Source organism: Streptomyces sp. NPDC012888 (genome assembly GCF_042900645.1).
In the GTDB taxonomy this organism is placed as follows: domain Bacteria; phylum Actinomycetota; class Actinomycetes; order Streptomycetales; family Streptomycetaceae; genus Streptomyces.
On the sequence record NZ_JBIBBM010000005.1, the window covers coordinates 227,202 to 249,107 of the forward strand.

Annotated in this window: 15 protein-coding genes; 6 read left to right on the forward strand and 9 right to left on the reverse strand. The window is 75.7% G+C overall.

The features are described 5' to 3' along the window. Positions 1-8: 8 nt before the first annotated feature. The 4 genes from ACFY61_RS11090 to ACFY61_RS11105 form a co-directional block, all read right to left on the reverse strand. Positions 9-1,610: a SagB family peptide dehydrogenase gene (locus tag ACFY61_RS11090; protein ID WP_389469893.1), complete on the reverse strand. Its 1,602-nt coding sequence runs from the start codon at positions 1,608-1,610 to the stop codon at positions 9-11. 47 nt (positions 1,611-1,657) lie between these two features. Then, complete coding sequence (locus tag ACFY61_RS11095; protein ID WP_389469894.1) at positions 1,658-3,646, reverse strand: TOMM precursor leader peptide-binding protein; 1,989 nt, start codon at positions 3,644-3,646, stop codon at positions 1,658-1,660. Further along, positions 3,636-5,882, reverse strand: a complete 2,247-nt coding sequence (locus tag ACFY61_RS11100) for a TOMM precursor leader peptide-binding protein (RefSeq protein WP_389469895.1) — start codon at positions 5,880-5,882, stop codon at positions 3,636-3,638. The genes ACFY61_RS11095 and ACFY61_RS11100 overlap by 11 nt, the downstream gene beginning before the upstream one ends. A gap of 99 nt (positions 5,883-5,981) precedes the next feature. Then, complete coding sequence (locus ACFY61_RS11105; RefSeq protein ID WP_389469897.1) at positions 5,982-7,892, reverse strand: BTAD domain-containing putative transcriptional regulator; 1,911 nt, start codon at positions 7,890-7,892, stop codon at positions 5,982-5,984. A gap of 409 nt (positions 7,893-8,301) precedes the next feature. Between ACFY61_RS11105 and ACFY61_RS11110 the strand changes: the two genes are divergently transcribed. Beyond that, positions 8,302-9,273: a TAXI family TRAP transporter solute-binding subunit gene (locus ACFY61_RS11110; protein WP_389469898.1), complete on the forward strand. Its 972-nt coding sequence runs from the start codon at positions 8,302-8,304 to the stop codon at positions 9,271-9,273. A gap of 6 nt (positions 9,274-9,279) precedes the next feature. Here ACFY61_RS11110 and ACFY61_RS11115 read toward each other — a convergent pair whose 3' ends face one another. The 3 genes from ACFY61_RS11115 to ACFY61_RS11125 form a co-directional block, all read right to left on the reverse strand. Further along, a complete protein-coding gene (locus ACFY61_RS11115) occupies positions 9,280-10,677 on the reverse strand; it encodes an ATP-binding protein (RefSeq protein WP_389469900.1) in 1,398 nt (465 codons plus the stop codon). After that, positions 10,674-11,378 (reverse strand): response regulator transcription factor, encoded by a 705-nt coding sequence (locus ACFY61_RS11120; protein ID WP_389469901.1) that lies wholly within the window; start codon positions 11,376-11,378, stop codon positions 10,674-10,676. The genes ACFY61_RS11115 and ACFY61_RS11120 overlap by 4 nt, the downstream gene beginning before the upstream one ends. A 788-nt stretch (positions 11,379-12,166) precedes the next feature. Continuing rightward, the gene (locus ACFY61_RS11125; protein WP_389469902.1) at positions 12,167-13,561 is read right to left on the reverse strand and encodes an MFS transporter; all 1,395 of its coding nucleotides are present in this window, start codon (positions 13,559-13,561) and stop codon (positions 12,167-12,169) included. A 281-nt stretch (positions 13,562-13,842) separates the two neighbouring features. Between ACFY61_RS11125 and ACFY61_RS11130 the strand changes: the two genes are divergently transcribed. From ACFY61_RS11130 to ACFY61_RS11145, 4 genes are all read left to right on the forward strand, one after another. Then, a complete protein-coding gene (locus tag ACFY61_RS11130; RefSeq protein WP_389469904.1) occupies positions 13,843-15,051 on the forward strand; it encodes a caspase family protein in 1,209 nt (402 codons plus the stop codon). After that, positions 15,048-16,343, forward strand: a complete 1,296-nt coding sequence (locus tag ACFY61_RS11135; RefSeq protein WP_389469907.1) for a hypothetical protein — start codon at positions 15,048-15,050, stop codon at positions 16,341-16,343. Before ACFY61_RS11130 ends, ACFY61_RS11135 begins: the two co-directional genes overlap by 4 nt. Next, complete coding sequence (locus ACFY61_RS11140) at positions 16,340-17,389, forward strand: ComEC/Rec2 family competence protein (protein ID WP_389469910.1); 1,050 nt, start codon at positions 16,340-16,342, stop codon at positions 17,387-17,389. Before ACFY61_RS11135 ends, ACFY61_RS11140 begins: the two co-directional genes overlap by 4 nt. 131 nt (positions 17,390-17,520) lie before the next feature. Then, positions 17,521-17,961 (forward strand): DUF4383 domain-containing protein, encoded by a 441-nt coding sequence (locus ACFY61_RS11145; protein WP_389469911.1) that lies wholly within the window; start codon positions 17,521-17,523, stop codon positions 17,959-17,961. A 374-nt stretch (positions 17,962-18,335) separates the two neighbouring features. Here ACFY61_RS11145 and ACFY61_RS11150 read toward each other — a convergent pair whose 3' ends face one another. Further along, positions 18,336-18,755 carry a Fur family transcriptional regulator gene (locus ACFY61_RS11150; protein WP_389469912.1) on the reverse strand — a complete coding sequence of 140 codons (420 nt, stop codon included), beginning with the start codon at positions 18,753-18,755 and terminating at the stop codon, positions 18,336-18,338. A gap of 238 nt (positions 18,756-18,993) precedes the next feature. Here ACFY61_RS11150 and katG point away from each other — a divergent pair, with 238 nt between their 5' ends. Further along, positions 18,994-21,219, forward strand: coding sequence for a catalase/peroxidase HPI (katG, locus tag ACFY61_RS11155; RefSeq protein ID WP_389469915.1), 2,226 nt, complete (start codon positions 18,994-18,996; stop codon positions 21,217-21,219). A gap of 57 nt (positions 21,220-21,276) precedes the next feature. Here the strand turns inward: katG and ACFY61_RS11160 are convergent, their stop codons facing one another. After that, positions 21,277-21,900 (reverse strand): pyridoxamine 5'-phosphate oxidase family protein, encoded by a 624-nt coding sequence (locus ACFY61_RS11160; protein ID WP_389469917.1) that lies wholly within the window; start codon positions 21,898-21,900, stop codon positions 21,277-21,279. Positions 21,901-21,906: the final 6 nt, after the last annotated feature.

A 21,906-nucleotide genomic window follows, 5' to 3' on the forward strand; every position in this document is an offset into this window, starting at 1 on the left:
CCCTCTCCTCAGGCGATCTCGTGCCGGAAGTCGGCGGGCCGGGGCCGCTCGTGGCCCAGCAGCATGATCAGCAGCGGTGCCTCGTCCGTGCCGTCCGTCCCCAGGTGCTCGGTGTACGCGACGTTGTCGAAGCCCAGCGCCACGCCGGCGCCGAGGCCGAGCGCGGCGGCGGTGGTGTAGAAGGTCTGCGCGACCGCGCCGGCGGTGCCGCCGACCAGGCGGTAGCCGCGGTCGCCGACCGCGTCGAGGACCGCCGTCGTCCGGACGGCCGGCACCAGCACCGCCCCCGCCTGCTCCAGGTTGTAGTTGGAGAGGAAGTAGTTCCGCTGCAGGAACGGCCCCGGCGGCCCGTCCACCACGAGGCGCAGCGCGTGCGCGTCGGGGTCGTAGGCGTAGCTGCCGGGGGCGATCCCCGTGACGTGGTTGACGAAGGCGTACAGGGACACCAGCCGCGGGCCGTCGGGCCGTTCGGCCTCGGAGCCCAGGGAGGTGGCCGCGCAGTCCGCCAGTGCCGCCGCCAGCTCCTCAGCGGCGACCGGACGGCTGGCGTCGAACCGGCCGAAGCTGCTCCGCCGGGCCCGCAGGGCGGCCGCGGTGCCCAGCCGCCGGGCGCTCGGGGCGGGCAGCGGCACGGGCTCCCCGCCCCGTACCGGGGCCGCGGCGGCGGCGTCCAGGGCGCCGGGGGCGGGCCGGTCGGCGGCCCGGCCCAGGGTGGCGCGGTGGACGCGGCGCAGGGTCTCGAACTCCAGCACCCGGCGGGAGCGTTCCACGTCCCGGTGCCGGACCCGCGGCTCCTCGGCGCGGGCGTCCGCGCCGCCGCCGTCCGCCGGGGCGGGTACGGGCGCCCCGGGCGCGGGGGCGGTGGCACCGGGGCCCAGCGACACGACCGCGAACACCCCCTCTTCCCGATCAGGGGTGCCCAGCAGCCGGGCCAGCCGCTCCTCGTCGAACCAGAGCAGCGGGGACAGGCCCAGGCCCCGCTCGGCCGCCCAGAGCCGCCACGTCTGCACCAGCGTGCCCACGTCCATGCTCACCGCGTGGAAGGAGAAGCTGTTGTACTTGAACGCGTTCTGCCAGTACTTGACGCCCAGCAGCAGGTACCCGGCGTCCGGGCCGCCCGGCGCGGCGGGGCCGCCGAGCGCCGCCCGCACCTCGCCCGTCACGTCGCCGGCCAGGAGCCGGCGCAGGGCGTGGTGGTGCGGGGCGTAGTGGTACAGCCCCGGGGTGACCGGGGCGCCGGCGCCCGCCGCCCAGTACACGCTCACCGGGTACAGGCCGCCGCCGGAGGCGGTGCCCCGGGACCAGTTCGCGTGCGTGTAGTGCGGCAGCGCGGCCAGGTCGGTGTTGGCCTGCACACCGAGCCGCCGCCCGGTCAGCCCGTAGCTGTCCTGGAGCAGCCCGCCCAGCACCGGCAGGCCGAACCCGGCGGCGGCGGAACCGGCCGGGGTGCCGTCCGGCGGGGTCGCCGGGGGCAGCGGGAGCAGCTCGGTGCCCGGGTAGTACTTGGCCTTGCGCGGACGGTCGGCCCAGTCGGGGACGAAGTCGACGGGCTCCATCGGTATCCGGCCGCGGTGCATGATGTCGTGCGCGTAGGTATGGGCGTAGCCCACGGGTCCTCCTGCGGGGGGTCGTCGGTACGGCGTGCGGAGCCGGCCGGTCACGGGAAGGGGTGCGGAGCCGGGTTGAACCCGCGCGGATCCAGGTCGTGTTCCCGCAGCCCGGCCGCGCGCAGCGCGGTCCGCAGCCGGGGCATGCCGAGCGCCCGCTGCCGGGAGTGGCCGAAGTCGATCGGCAGCAGACCGGGCACCAGCACGCTGACCGTGTGCAGGCCCAGCCGCCGCTGTTCGGGCATGGTCTGGTCGACGAGGACCACGTCGAAGCCGTGGCCGGCCACCGCCGCGACGCACCGCTGAAGGTCCTCGCGCACGTCATCGGAGACCGGCCGGCCCCGTTCGTCCGGCCAGGCCAGCTCGGAGACCGCCCGCATCCGGCCCTGCGGGGCCCGCAGCAGGAAGTCGGCCCACCGGCCCATCTCCGGCACCCCGTACACCAGCGGATGGTCGTGCAGGGCGGTCACCAGGCCGAAGTCCTCGGCCATGGCCCGCAGTCGCGGTTCGTCCCGCACGGTGCGGCCGGTGAGGTTGACCGCGTCGGTGGCGATCTCGCACAGCGCCGAGTCCAGGGCCGACTCGGGGTCCAGGCCGGCGCCGGCACCGAAGCACATCCGCCCCGGCCCCCCGTCGAACCGCTCGGCTACCGCCGTCACCACCGGTACCGGGAAGGTGATCCGGGTGTCGAAGAACCGCGCCCGGTAACCGTAGAGGGCGAGCCGGTCCACCATGGCCCGGGTGGCCGGGCGGCCGCTCGTGGACACGTCGATCTCGGGCAGCGGCTGCCGCCCGTACCAGGTGAGCAGGAAGGCGTCCCGCTCCACGGCCTCCATCAGCCCGAAGTACGCCGCCTCCGCCAGACTGCCGCCCGAGGCGCAGCCGTTGGAGCTCTCCTGCACGAACCGGTTCTCCAGGCCGGGCGCGTGGTAGTACGTCAGCACCTCGGGCACCAGGCGCGGCGCCCCGTCCCGCAGCGACCAGCCCCACACCCAGGGGATGACCCGGTCCGGTGCGAACGGGCGCACCCGCGGGTTCGCCGCGTGGAACTCCGCGCTGTACAGCCCGACTTCGCGGGGATCGACGGCGGTGCCCGGTTCCCGCGCCTGCAGCGAGTCCAGCGAGGCGCGCACGGCGACGGTCCGGGACCGGGCCCGCATGCCGGCGTACCGCTCCAGCCCCTCCAGCACGCCCACCCGGGCACTGCGGTCGAAGGAGTCGGTGTGCCCGCCCCAGAACGTCTCGCGCAGGTACTCCCCGGAGCGCATGGAGAAGCAGCCGATGGTCGCGGAGGTGGAGGTGGAGGACACGTCCTGCACAAGGGACGGGCCGAGCGCCCCGCACAGCGGGTTGGCGAAGGCCGCCACGTCGATCCCGTACGACTCCAGCGGCCGGGTGCGGAACACGCCGGGCCGGTACTTGGGGGCGGGCGGCAGCTCGGGGGCGGCCGGCGCGTCGACCACGGGTTCCGCGCAGCGCGGGCACTCGGGGTCAGGCACCAGCGGGTACCGGCGGACGGTGCAGGCGGCCAGGTCGAGCAGCAGCACCTCCGGGAACGGCGCGGGACCGGCCGGGGCGGGCCTCCGCCCGGCCTCGGCCGTGACCAGCGCGGCCAGCAGCTCCGCGGTGAACGGCAGGGCGTAGGGCCACTCCCCGGCCGGGCGGGTGCCGCCGCCCAGCTCCAGCGCGTCCCGCAGGGCCACCGACCGGACGGCCTGCCAGCGCCGCTCCAGGCAGCACGGGCATGTGCCGGCCCCGCCGACCACGGCGTGCCGGCCGTACAGCCACACCGGCACGGGCGGCCGTCCGGCTCCGGGGCCGCCTGGGGGTTCCGGGGCGGGGGCGGGGTCCGGTCCGGCCGCGGCGGTGAACGCGTCGCGGACCCCGAGGGCGCTGACGGCGGCCGGGGGGCCGTCCAGGGCGCGGAGCGCGACCGCCAGCAGGCCGGCGAAGCGGGCGGCCGCGACCGGGCCCAGGGCGGCCGCCGGGTCGGTACCGGGGCCGGCCGCCGGGGCGGTCGCGGGGGCCTCAGGAGCCATCACGGGACTCCCGCGCCGGGCGCGCCGGGGTGAGCAGCACCCGCACCGTGTGGATCCCGGCGGACGCGAGGTCGGCCGTGCCCGTGCGGACCGCGTACGCGTCCCGCCCGGCGGCGCGCAGCCGCTCCAGGACCTCCGGCCAGCCGACCGCGCCCTCGCCGTCCTCGGCGCCGGGCGCCGTGCCGCTCGCCCGCAGGGCGCGCGGGTCGAGATCGCGCAGCAGCGGGTCGCCGGTGTCGGCCGCCGTCCCGCCCGCCGCGGGGTCCCGCTCGTACTGCACCGCGCCGAGCAGGTCCCGCAGCGCGGCCGAGGCCGCCGTCCGGCGGTCGGGGTCGCTGCCCACCGCCCACCGGGCTCCCGACCGGGCGAGCAGGACGTGCACCCCGCTGTGTCCGGCCTCGCCGAGGTCCAGCAGCTCCACCGGGAGCTCCAGCCGGTCCGCGGAGCGCAGCAGGAAGGTCAGTTCCGGGTCGCCGCCCCCGGTGAGCGGGACGCGTGCCGCGGCGGTGCCGCGCAGCGTGCGCAGCAGCGCGTCGTAGGCCAGCGCCGAGAGCAGGCCGGCGGCCGCCGCGTCCGCCGTGGCCGGGCCCGCGCCGGCCCCGGCCGAGGTGCGCTCGAACAGCCGGGCCGCGTTGTGCGGCCCGAACGGCCGGACCGCGCCCGCGGGCACCAGCACCGGCTCCTTGGTCAGCAGGGAGACGCCCCGCTCCCACGCCTGAGGACGGCCCTCGGCCCCGGTGGCCGTGGCCGGGAGCGCGGCGGTCTCGCCGGGGTCCCCCGTCACCAGGCCGCGCACCGGGACCACGTGCTCGGCGTACACCAGCGCCGCCCGGTCCAGGGCCCGCATCCGCGCACCGGCGACGTGGTGGACGTCGAAGGCGGCGACCGACCGGCGCGCGCCGGGGGCCGTCCCGAACTCGACCACGCTCAGCTTCAGCGGGATCTGGGTCAGCGGCTCGTCCGCGTACCGGGTGAACACCCCGGCGTGCGGGCGGACCAGTACCGAGCGCCGGTCCAGCTCCTCCACCAGGGCGTCCGCGTCCCGCGCGGTGTCGACGGTGGGCAGGGCGGGCGCCGCCGAGAGCCCGGCCGAGGCCAGGTCCACCGGCTCGGGGGACCCGGTCGCGGCCTCCGCCCGGCCGGGGGCGCACAGCGGGCAGGCGGGGTGCGCGGCCAGCGGTTCGGCGGCCACGTCGAGGGACTCCAGGTCCTGGACCAGGATCTGCTCCGCGGTCTCGGCGGGCAGCGCCCCGGACACCGCGCGGAACACCTCGTAGCCGAGCAGGTTGCCGGTCATCCCGGCCAGCGGTCCGGCCGGCGGGGGCGCCACCGGCCCGGCGGGCGCGGTGTCCGGAGCGCCGGCCGGCAGGGCCAGCGCGCTCCACAGGGCGGCCGCCGCACCGGCGGCCCCTTCCGTGCCGCCCGCCCCCAGCCGCAGGGCCGCGCAGCCCCAGCAGCCGGTCGAGCCGGGCCGGGACAGCGGGCCGGTGATGCCCTTGCCGCCGAACGTCCAGGCGGGCAGGAGCGTCCGGCCCCCGGGCACCCCGTCGCGCAGCAGCGGCAGGATCCGGGCCGGGGCGGCGGGGCCGCCGGTCACCACGACCACGTCCCAGCCGTCGAGCGCCGCCCAGTCCAGCGGGCCGGGGCCGGCGGGCAGCCGGGTCAGCTCGGCGGGGCAGCCGTCGGCCGTGGCTTCCGCCGCCTCCGCCTCCGCCCCGGCGGTGTCCAGCCCGGGCAGTACGCCGATGGCCGCGCAGCCGTTGCGGACCAGGCTGAGCACGCACCAGCGGGCCGTCTCGTCCTCGCCGAGCACCGCGACGCGGGCGTTGCGGAAGCGGGCGAACCGGGCCGCGGCGTCGTCGGCGTAGTGCTCGGCGTAGGCGATCTGCGGGGCGTACCGGCGGAGTTCGTCGGGGGAGAGGCCGCCGTCCGGCGCGGCGTCCGGGGCGGGTTCGGTGACCGGACGGGCGAAGTCCCGCTCGTAGAGGGTCTTCACGAGTTCGGCGACCATGCCGCGCTGGGCCTCGCCGAGGCCCTCGCACAGCTCGCGGACGGTGTGACCGCCGTCCAGGTGCGGCACGATCAGCGTGGCGAACCGGTAGGCGGACTTGGCGTTGAGCCGGAACCCGCCGTCGGAGTTGTGGAACAGCACGCCGTCCGGCGTCTGCGTGTACAGGACGTCCCGGCGTATCCGGGGCCGGGTCCCGGCGACGGCCTCGAAGGTGGAGCTGGTCATGGGGCACCCCCGTGCGGTGTGGGTGTGAGGTGGTGGAAGAGGTGTGGGGCGAGCTGGGGTGTGGCGCGGTGCGTTCGGGTGGTGGGCTGGGGCGGGGTGTCAGGCGGTCGGCGCGGAGGCCGTCTCCGCTCGCCGACGCGCGTAGCGCCGGACGAGGTCGTGCATGCGGTAGGAGGCGGGGGGCCCGTCCTCCAGCAGCCCGGCGTCGACCAGTTGTTCGAGTTCGCCCTCGGTGGAGGCCGGTCCGGACGCGGGGCCGGTGTCCGTACGGTGGCCGCCCCACCGGAGGAAGGCCTCCCGTGGTCCGTCCGGCAGGGCGGCGACGGCCTGGCCGAGGACCTCGGCGACGGACATCCGGGGGTCCTCGGGCAGCGCCAGCCGGCCCACCGGGTCCGCCGCGATCCAGGCGGCGCAGTCCGCGACGGACAGGCCGGGCCGGGTCAGCAGCCGTCCGGCGGCGATGCGCAGAGCGAGCGGGAAGTCGCCGCAGACGGCGGCGAGTTCGCGGGCGGCCTCCGGCTCGTCGGCGATCCGGCCGGTGCCCGCCAGCTCGGCGAGCAGGGCGACGGACTCGTCCCGGCCGAGCACGTCGAGGCGGTGCACCGCGCCACCGTGGGTGGCGACCACCGCGGCCAGACCGCGCCGGCTGGTGATCACCAGCCGGGTGTCCCCGCCGGCCGCGGCGGGCAGCAGCGGCAGGACCTGCCCGGCCCCGGCCGCGTCGTCCAGCAGGAGCAGCCGCCGGCCGGCGCCCGGTTCGGGGATCAGCTTGCGGGCCTCCTCCTCGGTGACCGGGGTGCCTTCCGGACGGGCCAGCGGTACGACGGTCACGCCGCCGGGGAAGGTCTCGCGGGTGTCGTACGCGCAGCGCAGGGCGAGGGCGGACTTGCCGATCCCGGGGGCGCCGGAGACCACGATCAGCCGGGGCCCGTCCGGCGCGGCCAACTGCGCGGCCAACGCCGCCCGTACCCCGTCCCGGCCGGTGAAACCGACCGGCGGCGGCACGACTTCGCCGGCGGCCGTGGCCGGCGTGGGGACGGTGCGGGGCCCGGCGGCGGCACCGCCCGCGCCGTGACCGGCCGTGCCGTGACCGGCGGTGCCATGACCGGCGGCGGGCGGGGCCGCTGCGGACAGCGCCGACAGCGCGGGCATCGCGGTCACCGTCGTCACCGCGGGCACCGCGGTCACCGGTGACGCGGCGGGGGCGGCGACCGTGCCGGCGGCGGCCGGCGGCAGAGCCGGGGCGGACGCCCCGCCCAGCTCCTCGGCCCGCAGGATCGCCAGCTCCAGCCGGCGCAGCCCGGCCCCCGGGTCCACGCCCAGCTCCTCGCGGAGCCGTGCGCGCACCGCGCGGAGCTCGGCGAGCGCCTCGGCCTGCCGCCCGGTCCGGTAGAGCGCCTCGATCAGCTGCTCGGTGAAACGTTCCCGCACCGGGTGGCGCCGCGAGGTGGCCGGCTCGTACAGGTCCACCAGCACCTGGTGGCAGTTGCCCGCGGCCAGCTCCAGGTCGCAGACCCGCTCCAGCACCCGCAGCCGCTCCTGCTCCAGGGCCGGCACGGCGTCCCGCTGGAGCAGCCGTGAGGCCACGTTGGACAGCGGCTGCCCCCGCCACAGCGAGAGCGCCTCCCGCAGCCGGTACAGCTCCTCGCCCGGCCCGTGCGCGGTGCCGGCGCCGGCCGCGCTCCGGGCGAGGGCGCGGAAGGCCACCAGGTCCGAGCTGCGCGCGTCCACGCGCATGCGGTAACCGCCGGGCACCGCCTCGATGGTCGTGGCGGATATCCCGTACTCGGCGAACAGCCGGCGCAGCCGCAGCACGCAGGTCTGGAGCGCACCCCTGGCGGTGCCCGGAGGCTCCTCGTCCCAGACCGCGTCGAGCAGGTAGGAGGTGGACACCAGGGCGTCCGGGTGCAGCAGCAGGGCGGCGAGCAGACTGGTCGGTTTCGATGGCTTGAGAACGACGGTTTCGGGGCCGTGCGCAATGCTCAGGGGCCCCAGGAGCTGGAATCGCAAATTCGTCCCCCGGGCACGTCTGGGGGGCAGGCCGGGGGGTCAATCCGGCCATGGTCATGCCCCCCGTTGGGCGGTGAATGACTGGCACGTTACAGAACGGATCTTCCGAAAGTCGAGCCGGGGATTGGGATTTCCGTACAGCCCGGGACTTTGGTGCCGACTGTGTCACCTCCGCGTGACCTGGTGTTACCGACAGTCCGTCAACAACGTTGATCATTTGACGAATTGCCCTGCCGCACACCGCGGACACTTTCCGCCGGACCGCCGGCCGGGAGGAATTCGGCCAATGTTCAACCAAAGCGATCAGGCCAATTGGCGGAATTCCAACATCGTTTGCGCGGTGCGGCGGAACGGCCCGCTTCCGGCCCCGGGCCACGCGAATGCCGACGGGCCGCCTATCCTCGCCCCCGTGACCCAGAACGCCCCGGGCCGCCGCCCGGTCCTGCGCGCCGCCCTCGGCCTGCTCGCCGGCGCCGCACCGGCCGGGTGCGCCCGCGACCACGGCCCGCCGCCGCGGCTGCGGCTCGCGACCGGGCCGGAGGGCGGCCCGTACAACGCCTTCGGCAACGCCCTGGCGCAGGCCGCCGCGGCCGGCGGACGCCCGCTGGAGATCGTCCCGGTCGCCACCTCGGCCAGCGTCGACAACCTGCTCAGGCTGCGCGACGGCTCCGTAGAGCTGGCCCTCGCCATGGCCGACACGGCCGAGGACGCCGTCGTGGGGCGGGGCCCGTTCGACCGGCCCGTCCCGGTGGCCGCCCTGGCCCGCGTCTACGTCAACTACACCCACCTCGCCGTGCCGGCCGACGGCCCGGTCCGCTCGGTGGCGGACCTCGCCGGGCGCCCGGTCGCGACGGGCGCCGAGGGGTCCGGCGTCCAGGTCGTCGCCGGGCGGGTCCTGCGGGCGGCCGGGACGGACACCGGACCCGCACCGGCCCGCCCGCACCACCTCGGCCTCGCCGAGTCGGTCACCGCCCTGCGCGGCGGCAGGGTCGACGCGCTGTTCTGGGCCGGCGGCGTCCCCACCCCCGCGCTGGCCCGGCTGTCCCGCGAACGGCCGCTGCGCTTCCTGCCGTTGGACGGGTACGCGGGCGCGCTGCGGGAACGCCACGGCCCGGTGTACAGCGAGGTCGTGCTGCCGCCCGGCGCGTACGGGCTGACCGAGCCGGTGGGGACGATCGGGGTGGGCAACTACCTGCTGGCCCGCGCGGACGTCCCGGCCGCGGCCGTGCGCGGGCTCACCGGCGTGGTGTTCGACCGGTGGCGCGAGCTGCTCTCGGAGGTGACCGCGGGGGCCAGGCTGGAACCCCGCTTCGCGATCGCCACCGGCCGGGTTCCGCTCCACCCGGGCGCCGCCGCCCACTACCGGTCGGTGTACGGCTGAACCGGGTCAGGCGGGCGGCAGCCGCAGCTCGACGGCCAGGCCGCTCGGGGTGTTGGCCGAGACGTCCAGCCGGCCGCCGCCGGCCCGCGCGATCTCGTCGGCTATGGCCAGCCCCAGCCCGCTGCCCCGCACGTTCTGGTGCCCGGGGGCGCGCGCGAACCTCCGCAGCAGCAGCGGGTGCTGGTCCTCGGGCACGCCCGGGCCGTCGTCGGCCACCCGCACCACCACGGCCTCCCCGTCCCCGGCGTACCAGGTCCGCACCTCCACCCGGCCGCCGGCCGGCACGAACTTCGCGGCGTTGTCGAGCAGGGCGTCCAGGATCCGGCCCGCCGCGTCCGGCAGCCCGCGCGCCCGCAGCCCCTCCGGCGGGCCGCTGACCGACAGCTCCAGCCCGGCCGCGCCGAACACCGGGGACCAGGCCCGGACCCGCTCCCGTACCGCGCGCGCCACGTCCTGCTCCTGCGGCTCCGCCGTGCCGGACTCCACCCGGGCCAGCGCCAGCAGCCCGTCGAGCAACTCCTCCAGGCGTTCCGCCTCGTCCAGGGCCCGGGCGTGCTCCACCCGGCCGGGGCCGGGCAGCACGTGCGGTTCCACGTTCTCCAGCTGGAGCACCAGGGTGGCGAGGGGGTTGCGCAGCTGGTGCGAGGCGTCGGCGACGAACTCCCGCTGCCGCCCGATGGATTCCGCCACCGCCTCCGCCATCGTGTTGAAGTGCCGCCGGAGCCGCCGCAGTTCGGGCGGCCCGCCGCCGTCCGAGACGACGCGTGCCCGCAGGCTGCCGGCGGCCAGCCGCTCCACCGCGCCGTCCAGTTCGCGGACCGGGCGCAGCAGCCAGCGGGCGATGCCCGCCGCCACCAGCGCCGCCGCCGCGAGGGCGGCGACCGCGCCGGCCGCGATGAGGGCCCAGCGGACCGCGACGTCCCGGCGGGCCGCCCGGGTGGGCACGGCCAGCAGCACCGCGCCGCCGACCCGTTCGTCGCGGCCCACCGGCTCGGCGAGCACGACGGTGCCGGGCCCCCACGGGCGCAGCGGCGGCAACCGGTCGGTGGAACGCCCGGTCAGCGCCCGGTCCCGCAGGCCGCCCTCCCCGGCGCGCGCCGCCGACGCGGCAGCGGCGGCCGGGCCCGTGCCGGCCCGGACCACGGTCGCCCCGGCCGTGTCGACCACGACCACCGCGGCCCCGTACAGCTGGGCGTACCGGGCGGTCTCGGCGGTCAGTTCGGCACGGTCGGCGGGGGTGCGCACCCGGTCGGCCAGGTCGGCGAAGCGGACGGCCTCCGAGCGCCGCTGGAGCAGCAGCTGCGCCGCGCGGCCCCGGGCGTAGGCGTCGGCCAGCGGGACGCACAGCAGCAGCGTGGCGACCACGGTGAACGCCATCAGCACGGCGAGCAGCCTGCGCGTCACCGCAGGCCGTCCGGGGCGCCGGGCGGCGGCGCCGGGCGGCCGAGCTGGTAGCCGAAGCCCCGCACGGTCCGCACCAGGCCGGCCCGGCCGGTCTTCGCCCGCAGCCCGGCCACGTGCACGTCGAGGGAACGGGAGGCGGCGAGGAAGGCGTCGCCCCACACCCGGTCGAGGATCTCCTCCCGGGAGTGCACCTCGTCGGGCCGGGCGGCCAGTACGGCGAGCACGTCGAACTCGCGTCGGGTGAGCCGCACTTCGGCTCCGGCGACGCGGACGGTACGGCCGGCCAGGTCCACCTCGACGTCCCCGGTCCGGACGACGGGGCGGCCGCCGCCGTGCTCCGCGGGGGCGGCGGCCGTGCGGCGGCGGACGGAGTCGATGCGGGCCATCAGCTCGGCCATGCGGAACGGTTTGACGACGTAGTCGTCGGCGCCGGCCCGGAGCCCCTGCACGATGTCCCGCTCCTCGCACCGCGCGGTCACCACGATCAGCGGGGCGTCGCAGACCGTACGGAGCCGGCGCAGCAGCTCCAGTCCGTCGAGGTCGGGCAGGCCCAGGTCGAGCAGGACGAACTCGGCCTCGTGGACCAGCCGCAGGGCCTCCAGGGCGCGGCCGACGCGGCGGACGGTGTGGCCGCGGAGGGCCAGGGCGGTGCCGAGCGCCCGTGCCATCCGGTCGTCGTCCTCGACGAGCAGCGCGTGCATGTCCCCTCCGTCCGTGGCCGCCCGCCACCCTACGACTTCCGCCCGAGCCCAGCGGCCCCACCCAGCCCCGTGCGGCGCTGCCCCACCCCCGCAGCGGGGCCGGAATGGCCTGGCCCGGGCGCTGGCCGCGCGGCCGGGTCCCGGCGGACCTTCCAGCCCGAGCGGCGTTTGAGCGGGCCCGGCGGGTGCTCCGCCCGGCCTCGTGGGGCGCTGCCCCACACCCCGCGCCTCAATCGCCGGCGAGGCTGGAGTGGCCCGGCGAGAGCGTTGCCCGCGCGGCCGGCTCCGGGCGGACCTTCCAGCCCGAGCGGCGTTTGAGCGGGCCCGGCGGGTGCTCCGCCCGGCCTCGTGGGGCGCCGCCCCACACCCCGCGCCTCAAACGCCGGCGGGGCTGGAATGGTCCGGCGGGGCCGGATTGCCCGGCGGGGCTGGCCCGGCTTCGCACCCCGGCCGGTGCGCACCCATCAAGCCCGAGCGGCGTTTGAGCGGGCCCGACGGGGGCTCCGCCCGGCCTCGTGGGGCGCTGCCCCACACCCCGCGCCTCAATCGCCGGCGGGGCTGGAATGGCGCGGCGTTTGAGCGGGCCCGACGGGGGCTCCGCCCGGCCTCGTGGGGCGCCGCCCCACACCCCGCGCCTCAAACGCCGGCGAGGCTGGACGAGCCGGCGGGGCTGGGCGCGCCGGGCTGGATGGCCCGGCCTTCGCGGGCCGGGACGTGACGGCGGAGGCTCCGCCCGGCCGCGCGGGGCGCCGCCCCGCACCCCGCGCCCCACACGCCGCCGGGGCGAGTCAGCGGGGGAGCGGGGCCCGGGCCGCGGCCGGGGCGGGGTGGACGGCCGCGGCGTCGGCCTCCGCTTCGGCGCGGCTGAGCGCCGCCCGGCGCGTGTCCGGCATCAGCACGTACGTCACCAGCGACACCAGCGCGCACCCGGACACGTACCAGAAGAACCACGTCTCGTGGCCGCTGCTCTTGAACCACAGCGCCACGTACTCCGCGGTCCCGCCGAACAGCGCGTTGGCGATCGCGTACGGCAGGGCCACCCCCAGCGCGCGCACCCGCGTCGGGAACAGTTCCGCCTTCACCGCCGCGTTGATCGACGTGTACCCGGTGACGATCACCAGGGCCAGCAGCGACAGCCCCAGCGCGGACCAGTACGAGGAGGCCGACCCCAGGGCGGTCATCAGCGGGTACGTCCCCAGGGTGCAGCCCACCGCGAAGGTGATCAGCAGCGGGCGGCGCCCGATCCGGTCGGACAGCATCCCGGCGAACGGCTGGAGCACGGCGAACAGCGCCAGGGCGGTGAAGCTGACCAGCGTGGCCGTCTTCTTCTCCATGCCCGCGCTGCCGACCAGGTACTTGGTCAGGTACGTGGTGTACGTGTAGTAGGCCACCGTGCCGCCCAGCGTGAGCGCCATGACCAGGCCGGCCTGCCGCCGGTGCTGCCACAGGACCTTCAGCGTGCCGCGCGCCCCGTCGTCCTCCTCCCCCTCCCCGCCCTCCGACTGCTCCCGGAAGGCGTCGGTCTCCTGCAGGCGGCGCCGCAGCCAGAACACGACGACCGCGAACAGCGCCCCCAGCACGAAGGGCACGCGCCAGCCCCAGCTCTCCAACTGGGCCGTGGTCAGCGTGTGCTGCATGGTGATCAGGATGCCGAGGCCGAGGAGCTGGCCGCAGGTCATCGACACGTACTGGAAGGACGAGCCGAGCCCGCGCCGGTCGCGGGCCGAGGCCTCGGTCAGGTACGTCGCGCTGGCCGCGTACTCGCCGCCGATGCTCATGCCCTGGAGCAGCCGCGCGAACAGCAGGACCCCGGCGCCGAGGTAGCCGGCCTGGCCGTAAGTCGGGGCGACGGCGATCAGCAGGGCGGCCACCGACATCATGGTGACGGTGAGCGTCAGGGCGCTCTTGCGGCCGTGCCGGTCGGCGGCGCGGCCCAGCACCCAGCCGCCGACGGGCCGCATCAGGAACCCCACCGCGAAGATCCCCGCCGTGTTCATCAGCTGGGTGGTCGGGTTGTCGCCGGGGAAGAAGGAGTCGGCGAAGTAGATGGCGAAGCTGGCGTAGACGAACCAGTCGTACCACTCGACGAGGTTGCCGAGCGACCCGCCGACGAGGGCGAGCCGGCGCCTGCGGCGCTCCTCCCCGGGCGACGGGGGCGCGGGCGCGGCGGCGTACGAGGACATGGCGGCTCCGTGTGGGGAGGTCCCGGTTCCGGGACGGACGGGGGAACTCCCCGAGCATGGGACCGCCGTGCGCACCGGGAGAAGCTCCGCCGCGCAGATCTAACGTTCCGATAAGGAAGAAGGCTTCTCCCGGGGCGCCGACCCCCCGACGGCCGTGGGCCGCCCCGGCCGCCGGCGTCCCGAGCGCCATGTCCCGGAGGACGTATGGCTCATTCATTCCTATAATGGGATGGATCAGAGCGTTCGGGAGGGGCCGAGGAGCGCGCCGGGGCGGAGGTTCCATGCCCGGTTTCACGGTTCACCTGGACGAGGACGCAGGCCCCGCCGCCACGCACGCGCTCGTCATCGGGGTCGGCGCCTACACCCACCTGCACGGCGGCCCGTCGCCCACCGACCACCCCGGCGCCGTGGGGATGCGCCAGTTGTCCTCACCGCCGCTGTCGGCCCGCGCGTTCGCCGCCTGGATGATCGACGGGTACCACGACGCGGCCCGCCCGCTCGGCAGTCTGGCGCTGCTGCTGAGCGAGAACGGGCCGGGGCCCGAACCAGGGCCCGGGCCCGGGTCCGTCACCTTCGTGCACCCCCTCACCCGTGCCGAACACCCGGTGGCGGCGGCGACCATCGACAACATCGTCGACGCCGTCGTCGGATGGAAGGACCGCGGCGACCACGACGAGGCCCGGCTGGTCTTCTACTTCTGTGGCCACGGGGTCTCGCTCGGGCTCGACACCTCCCTCCTGGCGGCCGACATGTTCGCCGACCGCAACAGCCCCCTCGAAGGCGCCCTCAACTTCGAAGCCCTCAAGCGCGGACTCAACAACTGCCGGGCCGCGCAGCAGGTGTTCTTCGTGGACGCCTGCCGGGCCGGCTCCGACACCCTCATCAGCACGGCCGGCACCGACAGCCTCGGCCGGGTCCCGGTCGCCGGGAACGTACGGCCCGCGGGGTTCGTCCCCCGGGAACACGCCGTCGTGTACGCCACCCTCCACGGCGAGGAGTCCTTCGCCCGCGCCGGCCGGGTCAGCCTGTTCACCGACGCCCTGCTGCGCAGCTTCGACGGCGCCGGCAGCGAGAACGTCGAGGACGGCGTGTGGAAGGTCACCACCGGCACCCTCACCCACGCCATCGGCCACTTCATGCGCGAGCCCGCGTTCGCGGGCACCCTCGGACAGGCGGCGAGACCCGCCATGCCCGAGTCGATCGACTTCGACTTCCACGAACTCAGGGGCGACCCCGTCGTGCCCGTGTACATCGGCTGCGCCGACCCCCGGGACAACGCCCGCGCCGAGTTCGTGTGCCGGCATCCCGGCCAGGAGGAGCGCCGACGCCCGCCGCCGCCCCCCGGCGACGAACCCGACGTCCGTGAATGGGCCCTGTTCCTGCCGTTCGGGCGGTACCGGATCGAGGCCGTCCTCGGCCCTGGGGACGTGCGCAGCAGGGAACTCGACGCCCGCCCACCGCTGTTCCGTCTCCGATTGGCCCGGCCATGACCACCGCCCTCGCCGTCAGGGTCCTGCTCTCCTCCGCCGGGGAGACCAACGACGCGCTGATCGTCGGCGACGTCCACCCCGCCGACCGCGGCGGCGAGAGCCGGCGGGGCATCCTGATCCCCTGCGGGACCGGACCCGTACCCGCCCCGGTGCCGGTGCCCCCAGGCCGGTACCTGGTCTCGGCGACGCTGCCGTCAGGCCTGGTCCTGACCGAGGAGGCCGTGGCCGTGGAAGGCCGGGCCACCCCGGTCGACTTCGACCTGACCGACTCGCCCTACGGGACGCACGCCTGGCAGTACCTCATGGGCAACATCGAGCCGGAGCGCGTCTACCACGCCCCCGGCGCCGTCCCCCTCGCCCGTTCGGTGGCCTCCCGGTCGATGGTCGCCGCCGCGGCCGGGCCCGACGGGACCCTCCGGGGGACCGGCGCCGACCTGTCCGCGCTCGCCACCTGGATCGGCGACGCCGACCCAGCCTCCCTGTCGTACGCGTCCCTGCTCGCGCTGACCGCGGACCCCGCCGGGCCCGAAGCCGCGGCCGCGCGGATCGCCCGGGGCGAACCGCACCCGCTGCCGCGCCCCGACGCGCGCGGGGAGACCGTCACACCGCTCTACCGCTTCGGCCCGCACGGCCCCGTCCGGGAGCCCGTCCGGCCCGCCGTCGGGCAGCGGCAGTTCCTGCTCGTCCGGGCCACCGGATCCGTACGCCTGGTCACCCTCCCCCTGCCCTGGGGGGACGCCGAGGCCGAGGTCCTCGTCAACCTCCGGCAGAGTCCCACCGGCAGCGCCGTCGCCGTGGCCGTCCGCGATCCGGCGCTCGGCCCGGCCCTCGCGTACATGGCGCAGGGCGCCCTGGACACCGCGGCCCGCCTCTGCCCCGACCCGGCCCCCCTGGTCGCCTCCGCGCACCCCGAGCCGCTCGCCGCGGCCGCCGCGGGCTACGTCCTCGCCGGCACCGCCCACCCGGGCCGCGGGGCGGACCCGCCGCCGTGGCTGGACGCGCTCGCCGACGGCTTCCCCTGGCTGCCCGACGGCGCGGTCCTGCGGGCCGTCCACCGGCTGCGCCGGAACCCGCCCGACCTCCGGCCGGCCCGCGAGGAGCTGATCGCGGCCTTCGACCGCGGCGTCCCCGTCTACACCCTCGGACTCGCCTGGCTCGCCGAAGGGTTCTCCGCCTTCCCCGAAGACCCGGCCTGCGCACGCCGGCTCGACGCGGTGCACCGCCTGTCCTGGCTGGCCGACATGCGCGAACCGTTCCTCATCCTCGACCTGCGACAAGGGGGCGCGACATGATCCGGCTCAGGATGCTGCCCGCACAGGACGGCGACTGCCTGCTCCTGGAGTACGGCGACGGGGACTTCGTCCGGCGGATCCTCTTCGACGGCGGGCGGCGCGGAACCTACCGGCGCATCAGGCCGCTGCTCGCCGGACTCGACGGCCCGGTCGACGTACTCGTGGTGACCCACGTCGACCAGGACCACATCCTGGGCGTCCTGGCGCTCCTCGACGACCCCGAACGGCCCGTGGAGATCGGCGACGTCTGGTTCAACGGCTTCGACCACCTCCACGACCGGGAGGTCTTCGGCGCGGTCGACGGCGAACTGCTCACCAGCGCCCTGCTGGCCCAGGGCCTGTCCTGGAACGCGGCCTTCGACGGCCGCAGCATCGAGGTGGGCCGCCGGCCGGACTGGTTCGACGACGGATCCACCATGACGGTCCTGGCCCCGGACCGCGGCCTGCTGGAGTCGCTGATCGGCGAGTGGGCGGCCAAGTGCGCGGAAGCGGGACTGATGCCGGGCGTCGACCCCGTCGAGCGGGAACCGGTACCGGGCATCGAACGCTTCGGGGCGATCGACGTCGACGCGCTCGCCGGCACCCCGTTCGTCCCGGACGGATCCCCCACGAACCCCACCAGCATCGGCCTGCTCTTCGAGTTCGAGGGCACCCGGATCGTGTTCACCGGCGACGCGGACGACGGGCGGCTGGTCGACTCGATCCGGCCGCTGGCCGAGGCCGAGGGCGGGCGGCTGCGGATCGACGCCCTGAAGGTCGCCCACCACGGCAGCAAGAAGAACATCTCCAACGACCTGCTGGACCTCCTCGACTGCGGCCGCTACCTGATCTCCACCAACGGCAAGGTGCACGGCCACCCCGACGACGTGGCCATCGCCCGGATCCTCGCGCACGGCGGCCCCGCCAAGGACCTGGTCTTCAACTACCGCGACCGGGCCGCCGTCTGGGACGTTCCCGAGCTGAGGGAACGCTTCGGCTACCGCGTGCTCGCCCCCGCCCCGGCCGGCGACGACGGCTTCGTCACCCTCGACTTCGGCCCGCCCTGACCGGCCACCCGGCGCGACCGGCCGCGCACACCGGGCGACGAGGGTTCGACGGCCCGATTCCGGTTAGGCGCGTACCACGGCGGAGCCGCGCCGAGCCCCGCCCGCCGGGGCGCGCCCGAAGGAGAACAGCCATGACCCGAGCACATTCGGTGGCCGGCCGGGCCCCCGTCCAGCAGGCCGCTCTCCTCGTCGGCCTGGTCTTCCTGCTGGTCGGCGTACTCGGCTTCGTCCCGGGCGTCACCACGCACTACGACAGCATGGGGTTCGCCGAACACCACTCCGGCGCCATGCTGCTCGGCGTCTTCCAGGTGTCCGTCCTGCACAACATCGTCCACCTGCTGTTCGGTGCCGCCGGCATCGCCCTGTCCCGGACCGCCCCGGCAGCCCGGACCTACCTCCTCGCGGGCGGCGCCGTGTACCTGGTCCTGTGGATCTACGGCCTGCTCATCGACCACGACAGCGCGGCCAACTTCGTCCCGGTCAACACCGCCGACAACTGGCTCCACCTGGGCCTCGGCCTCACCATGATCGCCCTCGGCCTGCTGCTGACCCGACGACCCGCCCGGCACTGACCGGGCTCCGACCGGGCACTCCCGGGTACCGGCCCGGCACCCGGCCGAGCCTCCGCATGACGCCCCGGTCATCTCTCAGCTACCACCGGGGGCCCCCGAGCGGCGTTCGAGCGGGCCCGGGCGGAGCCGCAGGGCGACCTGGCGGAGCCGGGCCGCGCGTCAAGCCCGAGCGGCGTTTGAGCGGGGTCCGGTGGAGCCGAGCCGTACGGGCGACGCTTCGCTGGACCACTCGGGGCTCCGCCCCGATCCCCGCTCCTCAATCGCCGGAGGGGCTGGAAGTGGCCGCCCGCAGCCGGCCTGCAGGGCCGCACCCCGCCGGGCCGCGCCATGCAGCCCCGGGCGGCGCTTGAGCGGGCTCCGGTGGAGCCGAGGCGTCAGGCTGGGGCGGCGCACTCCGGGCAGAGGCCCCGGTAGGTCACCTCGACCTGCGAGACGGTGAACCCGAACCGCTCGGCCGCGGGCAGGTCGGCCAGCGGATCGCCGCCCGGGTGCACGTCCCGGATCGTCCCGCACCCCGAGCACACCAGGTGCTGGTGCGGGACGTGCGCGTTGGGGTCGTACCGCTTGGCCCGCCCGTCGGTCGACACCTCCATCACCTCGCCCAGCGCCACGAGTTCACCGAGGGTGTTGTAGACCGTCGCGCGCGACACCTCCGGCAGCCGGGCCGTGGCGCGCGCGAGCACCTCGTCCGCGGTCAGGTGGACGTGCTCGCCGTCGAGTACCTCGGCGACCACCCGCCGCTGCGCGGTCAGCCTCCAGCCGCGTCCGCGAAGCCGTTCCAGCAGGTCGCTCATGCCCACCACCCTAACCGTGCCCGTCCGTGCACCTCTGACCGTACGAATTCCGTTGTTCCGGTACCGCATTGACTTGGACTTGGTCCATCGTAGGATCGGTTCCGGTGACAACCAAGGGACAGGACGACAGCAGGGAAGCTCACATGAGGAAGATCCCCCACCGGGGACCGGTGACCTGACTGTTCCGCCACCCGCAGTTCCCGAGCGCAGTGATCCACCTGTATCCGGAGGGATTCCCATGCCTGAGAACCACGACGCGATCGTCACAGATCCGAAGCCGGAGGGTGCGGGCGGCTGCCCGGTCGCGCACGGACGCGCCGCCCATCCGACCCAGGGCGGCGGCAACCGCCAGTGGTGGCCCGAGCGGCTCAACCTCAAGATCCTCGCCAAGAACCCCGCGGTGGCCAACCCGCTCGGCGAGGGGTTCGACTACGCCGCGGCGTTCGAGGCCCTCGACCTCCCCGCGGTGAAACGCGACATCGCCGAGGTCCTGACCACCTCCCAGGACTGGTGGCCCGCCGACTTCGGCCACTACGGCCCGTTCATGGTCCGCATGGCCTGGCACAGCGCCGGCACCTACCGGATCAGCGACGGCCGCGGTGGCGCCGGCGCCGGCCAGCAGCGCTTCGCGCCGCTCAACAGCTGGCCGGACAACGCCAACCTCGACAAGGCCCGCCGCCTGCTGTGGCCGGTCAAGAAGAAGTACGGCCAGAGCCTCTCCTGGGCCGACCTCATGATCCTGGCCGGCAACGTCGCCCTGGAGTCCATGGGCTTCGAGACCTTCGGCTTCGCCGGCGGCCGCGCCGACGTCTGGGAGCCCGACGAGGACGTCTACTGGGGCCCCGAGACCACCTGGCTCGACGACCGGCGCTACAGCGGCGACCGCGAGCTGGAAGACCCCCTCGGCGCCGTCCAGATGGGCCTCATCTACGTCAACCCCGAGGGCCCCAACGGCAACCCCGACCCGCTCGCCGCGGCCCGCGACATCCGCGAGACCTTCCGCCGGATGGCGATGAACGACGAGGAGACCGTCGCCCTGATCGCGGGCGGCCACACCTTCGGCAAGACCCACGGCGCGGGCCCGGCCGACCACGTCGGCGACGACCCCGAGGCCGCCCCGATCGAGGCCCAGGGCCTCGGCTGGGCCAACAGCTACGGCACCGGCAAGGGCGCCGACACCATCACCTCCGGCCTGGAGGTCACCTGGACCACCACGCCCACCCGGTGGGGCAACGGCTTCTTCAAGAACCTCTTCGAGTACGAGTACGAGCTCACCACGAGCCCGGCCGGCGCCCACCAGTGGGTGGCCAAGGACGCCGAGGCGGTCGTCCCCGACGCCTACGACCCGGCGAAGAAGCACCTCCCGACGATGCTCACCACCGACCTGGCGCTCCGCTTCGACCCGGCCTACGAGCAGATCTCGCGGCGCTTCCACGAGAACCCCGACCAGTTCGCCGACGCCTTCGCCCGCGCCTGGTTCAAGCTGACCCACCGCGACATGGGCCCGGTCGTGCGCTACCTCGGCCCGGAGGTCCCCTCCGAGGAGCTGATCTGGCAGGACCCGCTGCCGGCCCGCACCCACGAACTCGTCGACGCCGCCGACGTCGCCGGCCTCAAGAGGCGGATCCTCGACTCCGGCCTGTCGGTGGCCGAGCTGGTCTCCACCGCCTGGGCGGCCGCCTCGTCCTTCCGCGGCAGCGACAAGCGCGGCGGTGCCAACGGCGGCCGCATCCGCCTCCAGCCGCAGAGCGGCTGGGAGGTCAACGAGCCCGAGCAGCTCGCCACCGTGCTGCGCGCCCTCGAAGGCATCCAGAAGGCCTTCAACACCGACCGGACCGACGGCAAGCAGGTCTCCCTCGCCGACCTGGTCGTCCTGGCCGGCGGCACCGGCGTCGAACAGGCAGCCAAGGCCGCCGGGTTCACGGTGGAGGTGCCCTTCCGGCCCGGCCGCGTCGACGCCTCCCAGGAGCAGACCGACGTCGAGTCCTTCGCCGCGCTGGAGCCGGCCGCGGACGGCTTCCGCAACTACCTCGGCAAGGGCAACCGCCTCCCGGCCGAGTACCTGCTGCTGGACAAGGCGAACCTGCTCACCCTGAGCGCGCCCGAGCTCACCGTCCTCGTCGGCGGTCTGCGCGTCCTCGGCGCGAACCACCGGCAGTCGCCGCTCGGCGTGTTCACCGACACCCCCGGCACCCTGACCAACGACTTCTTCGTCAACCTGCTCGACCTGGGCACGACGTGGGAGGCGACCTCGCAGGACGCGAACACCTTCGAGGGCCGCGACGCCGCCACCGGCGAGGTCAGGTGGACCGGCAGCCGCGCCGACCTGGTCTTCGGCTCCAACTCCGAGCTCCGCGCCCTCGCCGAGGTCTACGCGAGCGACGACGCCAAGGAGAAGTTCGTGACGGACTTCGTCGCGGCCTGGACCAAGGTGATGGAGCTGGACCGCTTCGACCTGGCGTGACCTCCTCCGGTCCGGTCCCCCGCGCGGGGGACCGGACCGCCCGCCCGGCCGGGCACCCTAGGCGGGTGCCCGGCCGGCGGCGTGCCGGGGAGCGGGCCCGGTGAAGTACTCCGCGTCCTTGGGCCGGGCCGGGTCGTGCTCGTACGGCCGGGAGGCCGGCTCCAGGTGCGGGATGTACTTGGAGCAGTGGATGTACGCCTCCTCCACGCTCAGCTGCACCCACAACTCCGGGGCCCGCCCGGGCGCGGTGCCCGCCGGCAGCCCCGGGTGGAGCGAGCGCAGGCCCGCGTCCGCGTACAGCCGGGCCACACCGTTGACGTGCAGACCCACCCGGTGCTCGGAGAAGTCCACGAACAACAGCCCCAGATGGGGGTTCTCGGCGATGTTGCCGGCACTGGCGAGCACGCCGTTCCCGTGGAACTCCGGGTAGGCCAGGGTGCGTTCGTCGATGACGTGGACGAACCCCGGCGGTCCGGCACGGAAACTGGCGTCGCACTCCCCGCGGGAGTCCGCGGTGGCCAGGAAGACCATGCTCTGGCGGCCGATGAACTCCCGCATCTCGGGCGTCAGGTAAGGGCGCACCTGCCGGTCGTAGAACCGGGCGGCGCGGTCGGCGGTGCCGAGGCTCCGCTGCAGGCGGTGCTCGCCGGCGGATCCGTAGGGCGGCGTGGGCTGGGTCACGGGGCT

What these genes read in the sequence shown, in the direction of transcription:
- katG (WP_389469915.1), top strand. Translation starts at nt 18,994, where the DNA reads ATGCCTGAGAACCACGACGCGATCGTCACAGATCCGAAGCCGGAGGGT.
- ACFY61_RS11125 (WP_389469902.1), bottom strand. Translation starts at nt 13,561, where the DNA reads ATGTCCTCGTACGCCGCCGCGCCCGCGCCCCCGTCGCCCGGGGAGGAG.
- ACFY61_RS11100 (WP_389469895.1), bottom strand. Translation starts at nt 5,882, where the DNA reads ATGACCAGCTCCACCTTCGAGGCCGTCGCCGGGACCCGGCCCCGGATA.
- ACFY61_RS11145 (WP_389469911.1), top strand. Translation starts at nt 17,521, where the DNA reads ATGACCCGAGCACATTCGGTGGCCGGCCGGGCCCCCGTCCAGCAGGCC.
- ACFY61_RS11095 (WP_389469894.1), bottom strand. Translation starts at nt 3,646, where the DNA reads ATGGCTCCTGAGGCCCCCGCGACCGCCCCGGCGGCCGGCCCCGGTACC.
- ACFY61_RS11120 (WP_389469901.1), bottom strand. Translation starts at nt 11,378, where the DNA reads ATGCACGCGCTGCTCGTCGAGGACGACGACCGGATGGCACGGGCGCTC.
- ACFY61_RS11150 (WP_389469912.1), bottom strand. Translation starts at nt 18,755, where the DNA reads ATGAGCGACCTGCTGGAACGGCTTCGCGGACGCGGCTGGAGGCTGACC.
- ACFY61_RS11135 (WP_389469907.1), top strand. Translation starts at nt 15,048, where the DNA reads ATGACCACCGCCCTCGCCGTCAGGGTCCTGCTCTCCTCCGCCGGGGAG.
- ACFY61_RS11140 (WP_389469910.1), top strand. Translation starts at nt 16,340, where the DNA reads ATGATCCGGCTCAGGATGCTGCCCGCACAGGACGGCGACTGCCTGCTC.
- ACFY61_RS11130 (WP_389469904.1), top strand. Translation starts at nt 13,843, where the DNA reads ATGCCCGGTTTCACGGTTCACCTGGACGAGGACGCAGGCCCCGCCGCC.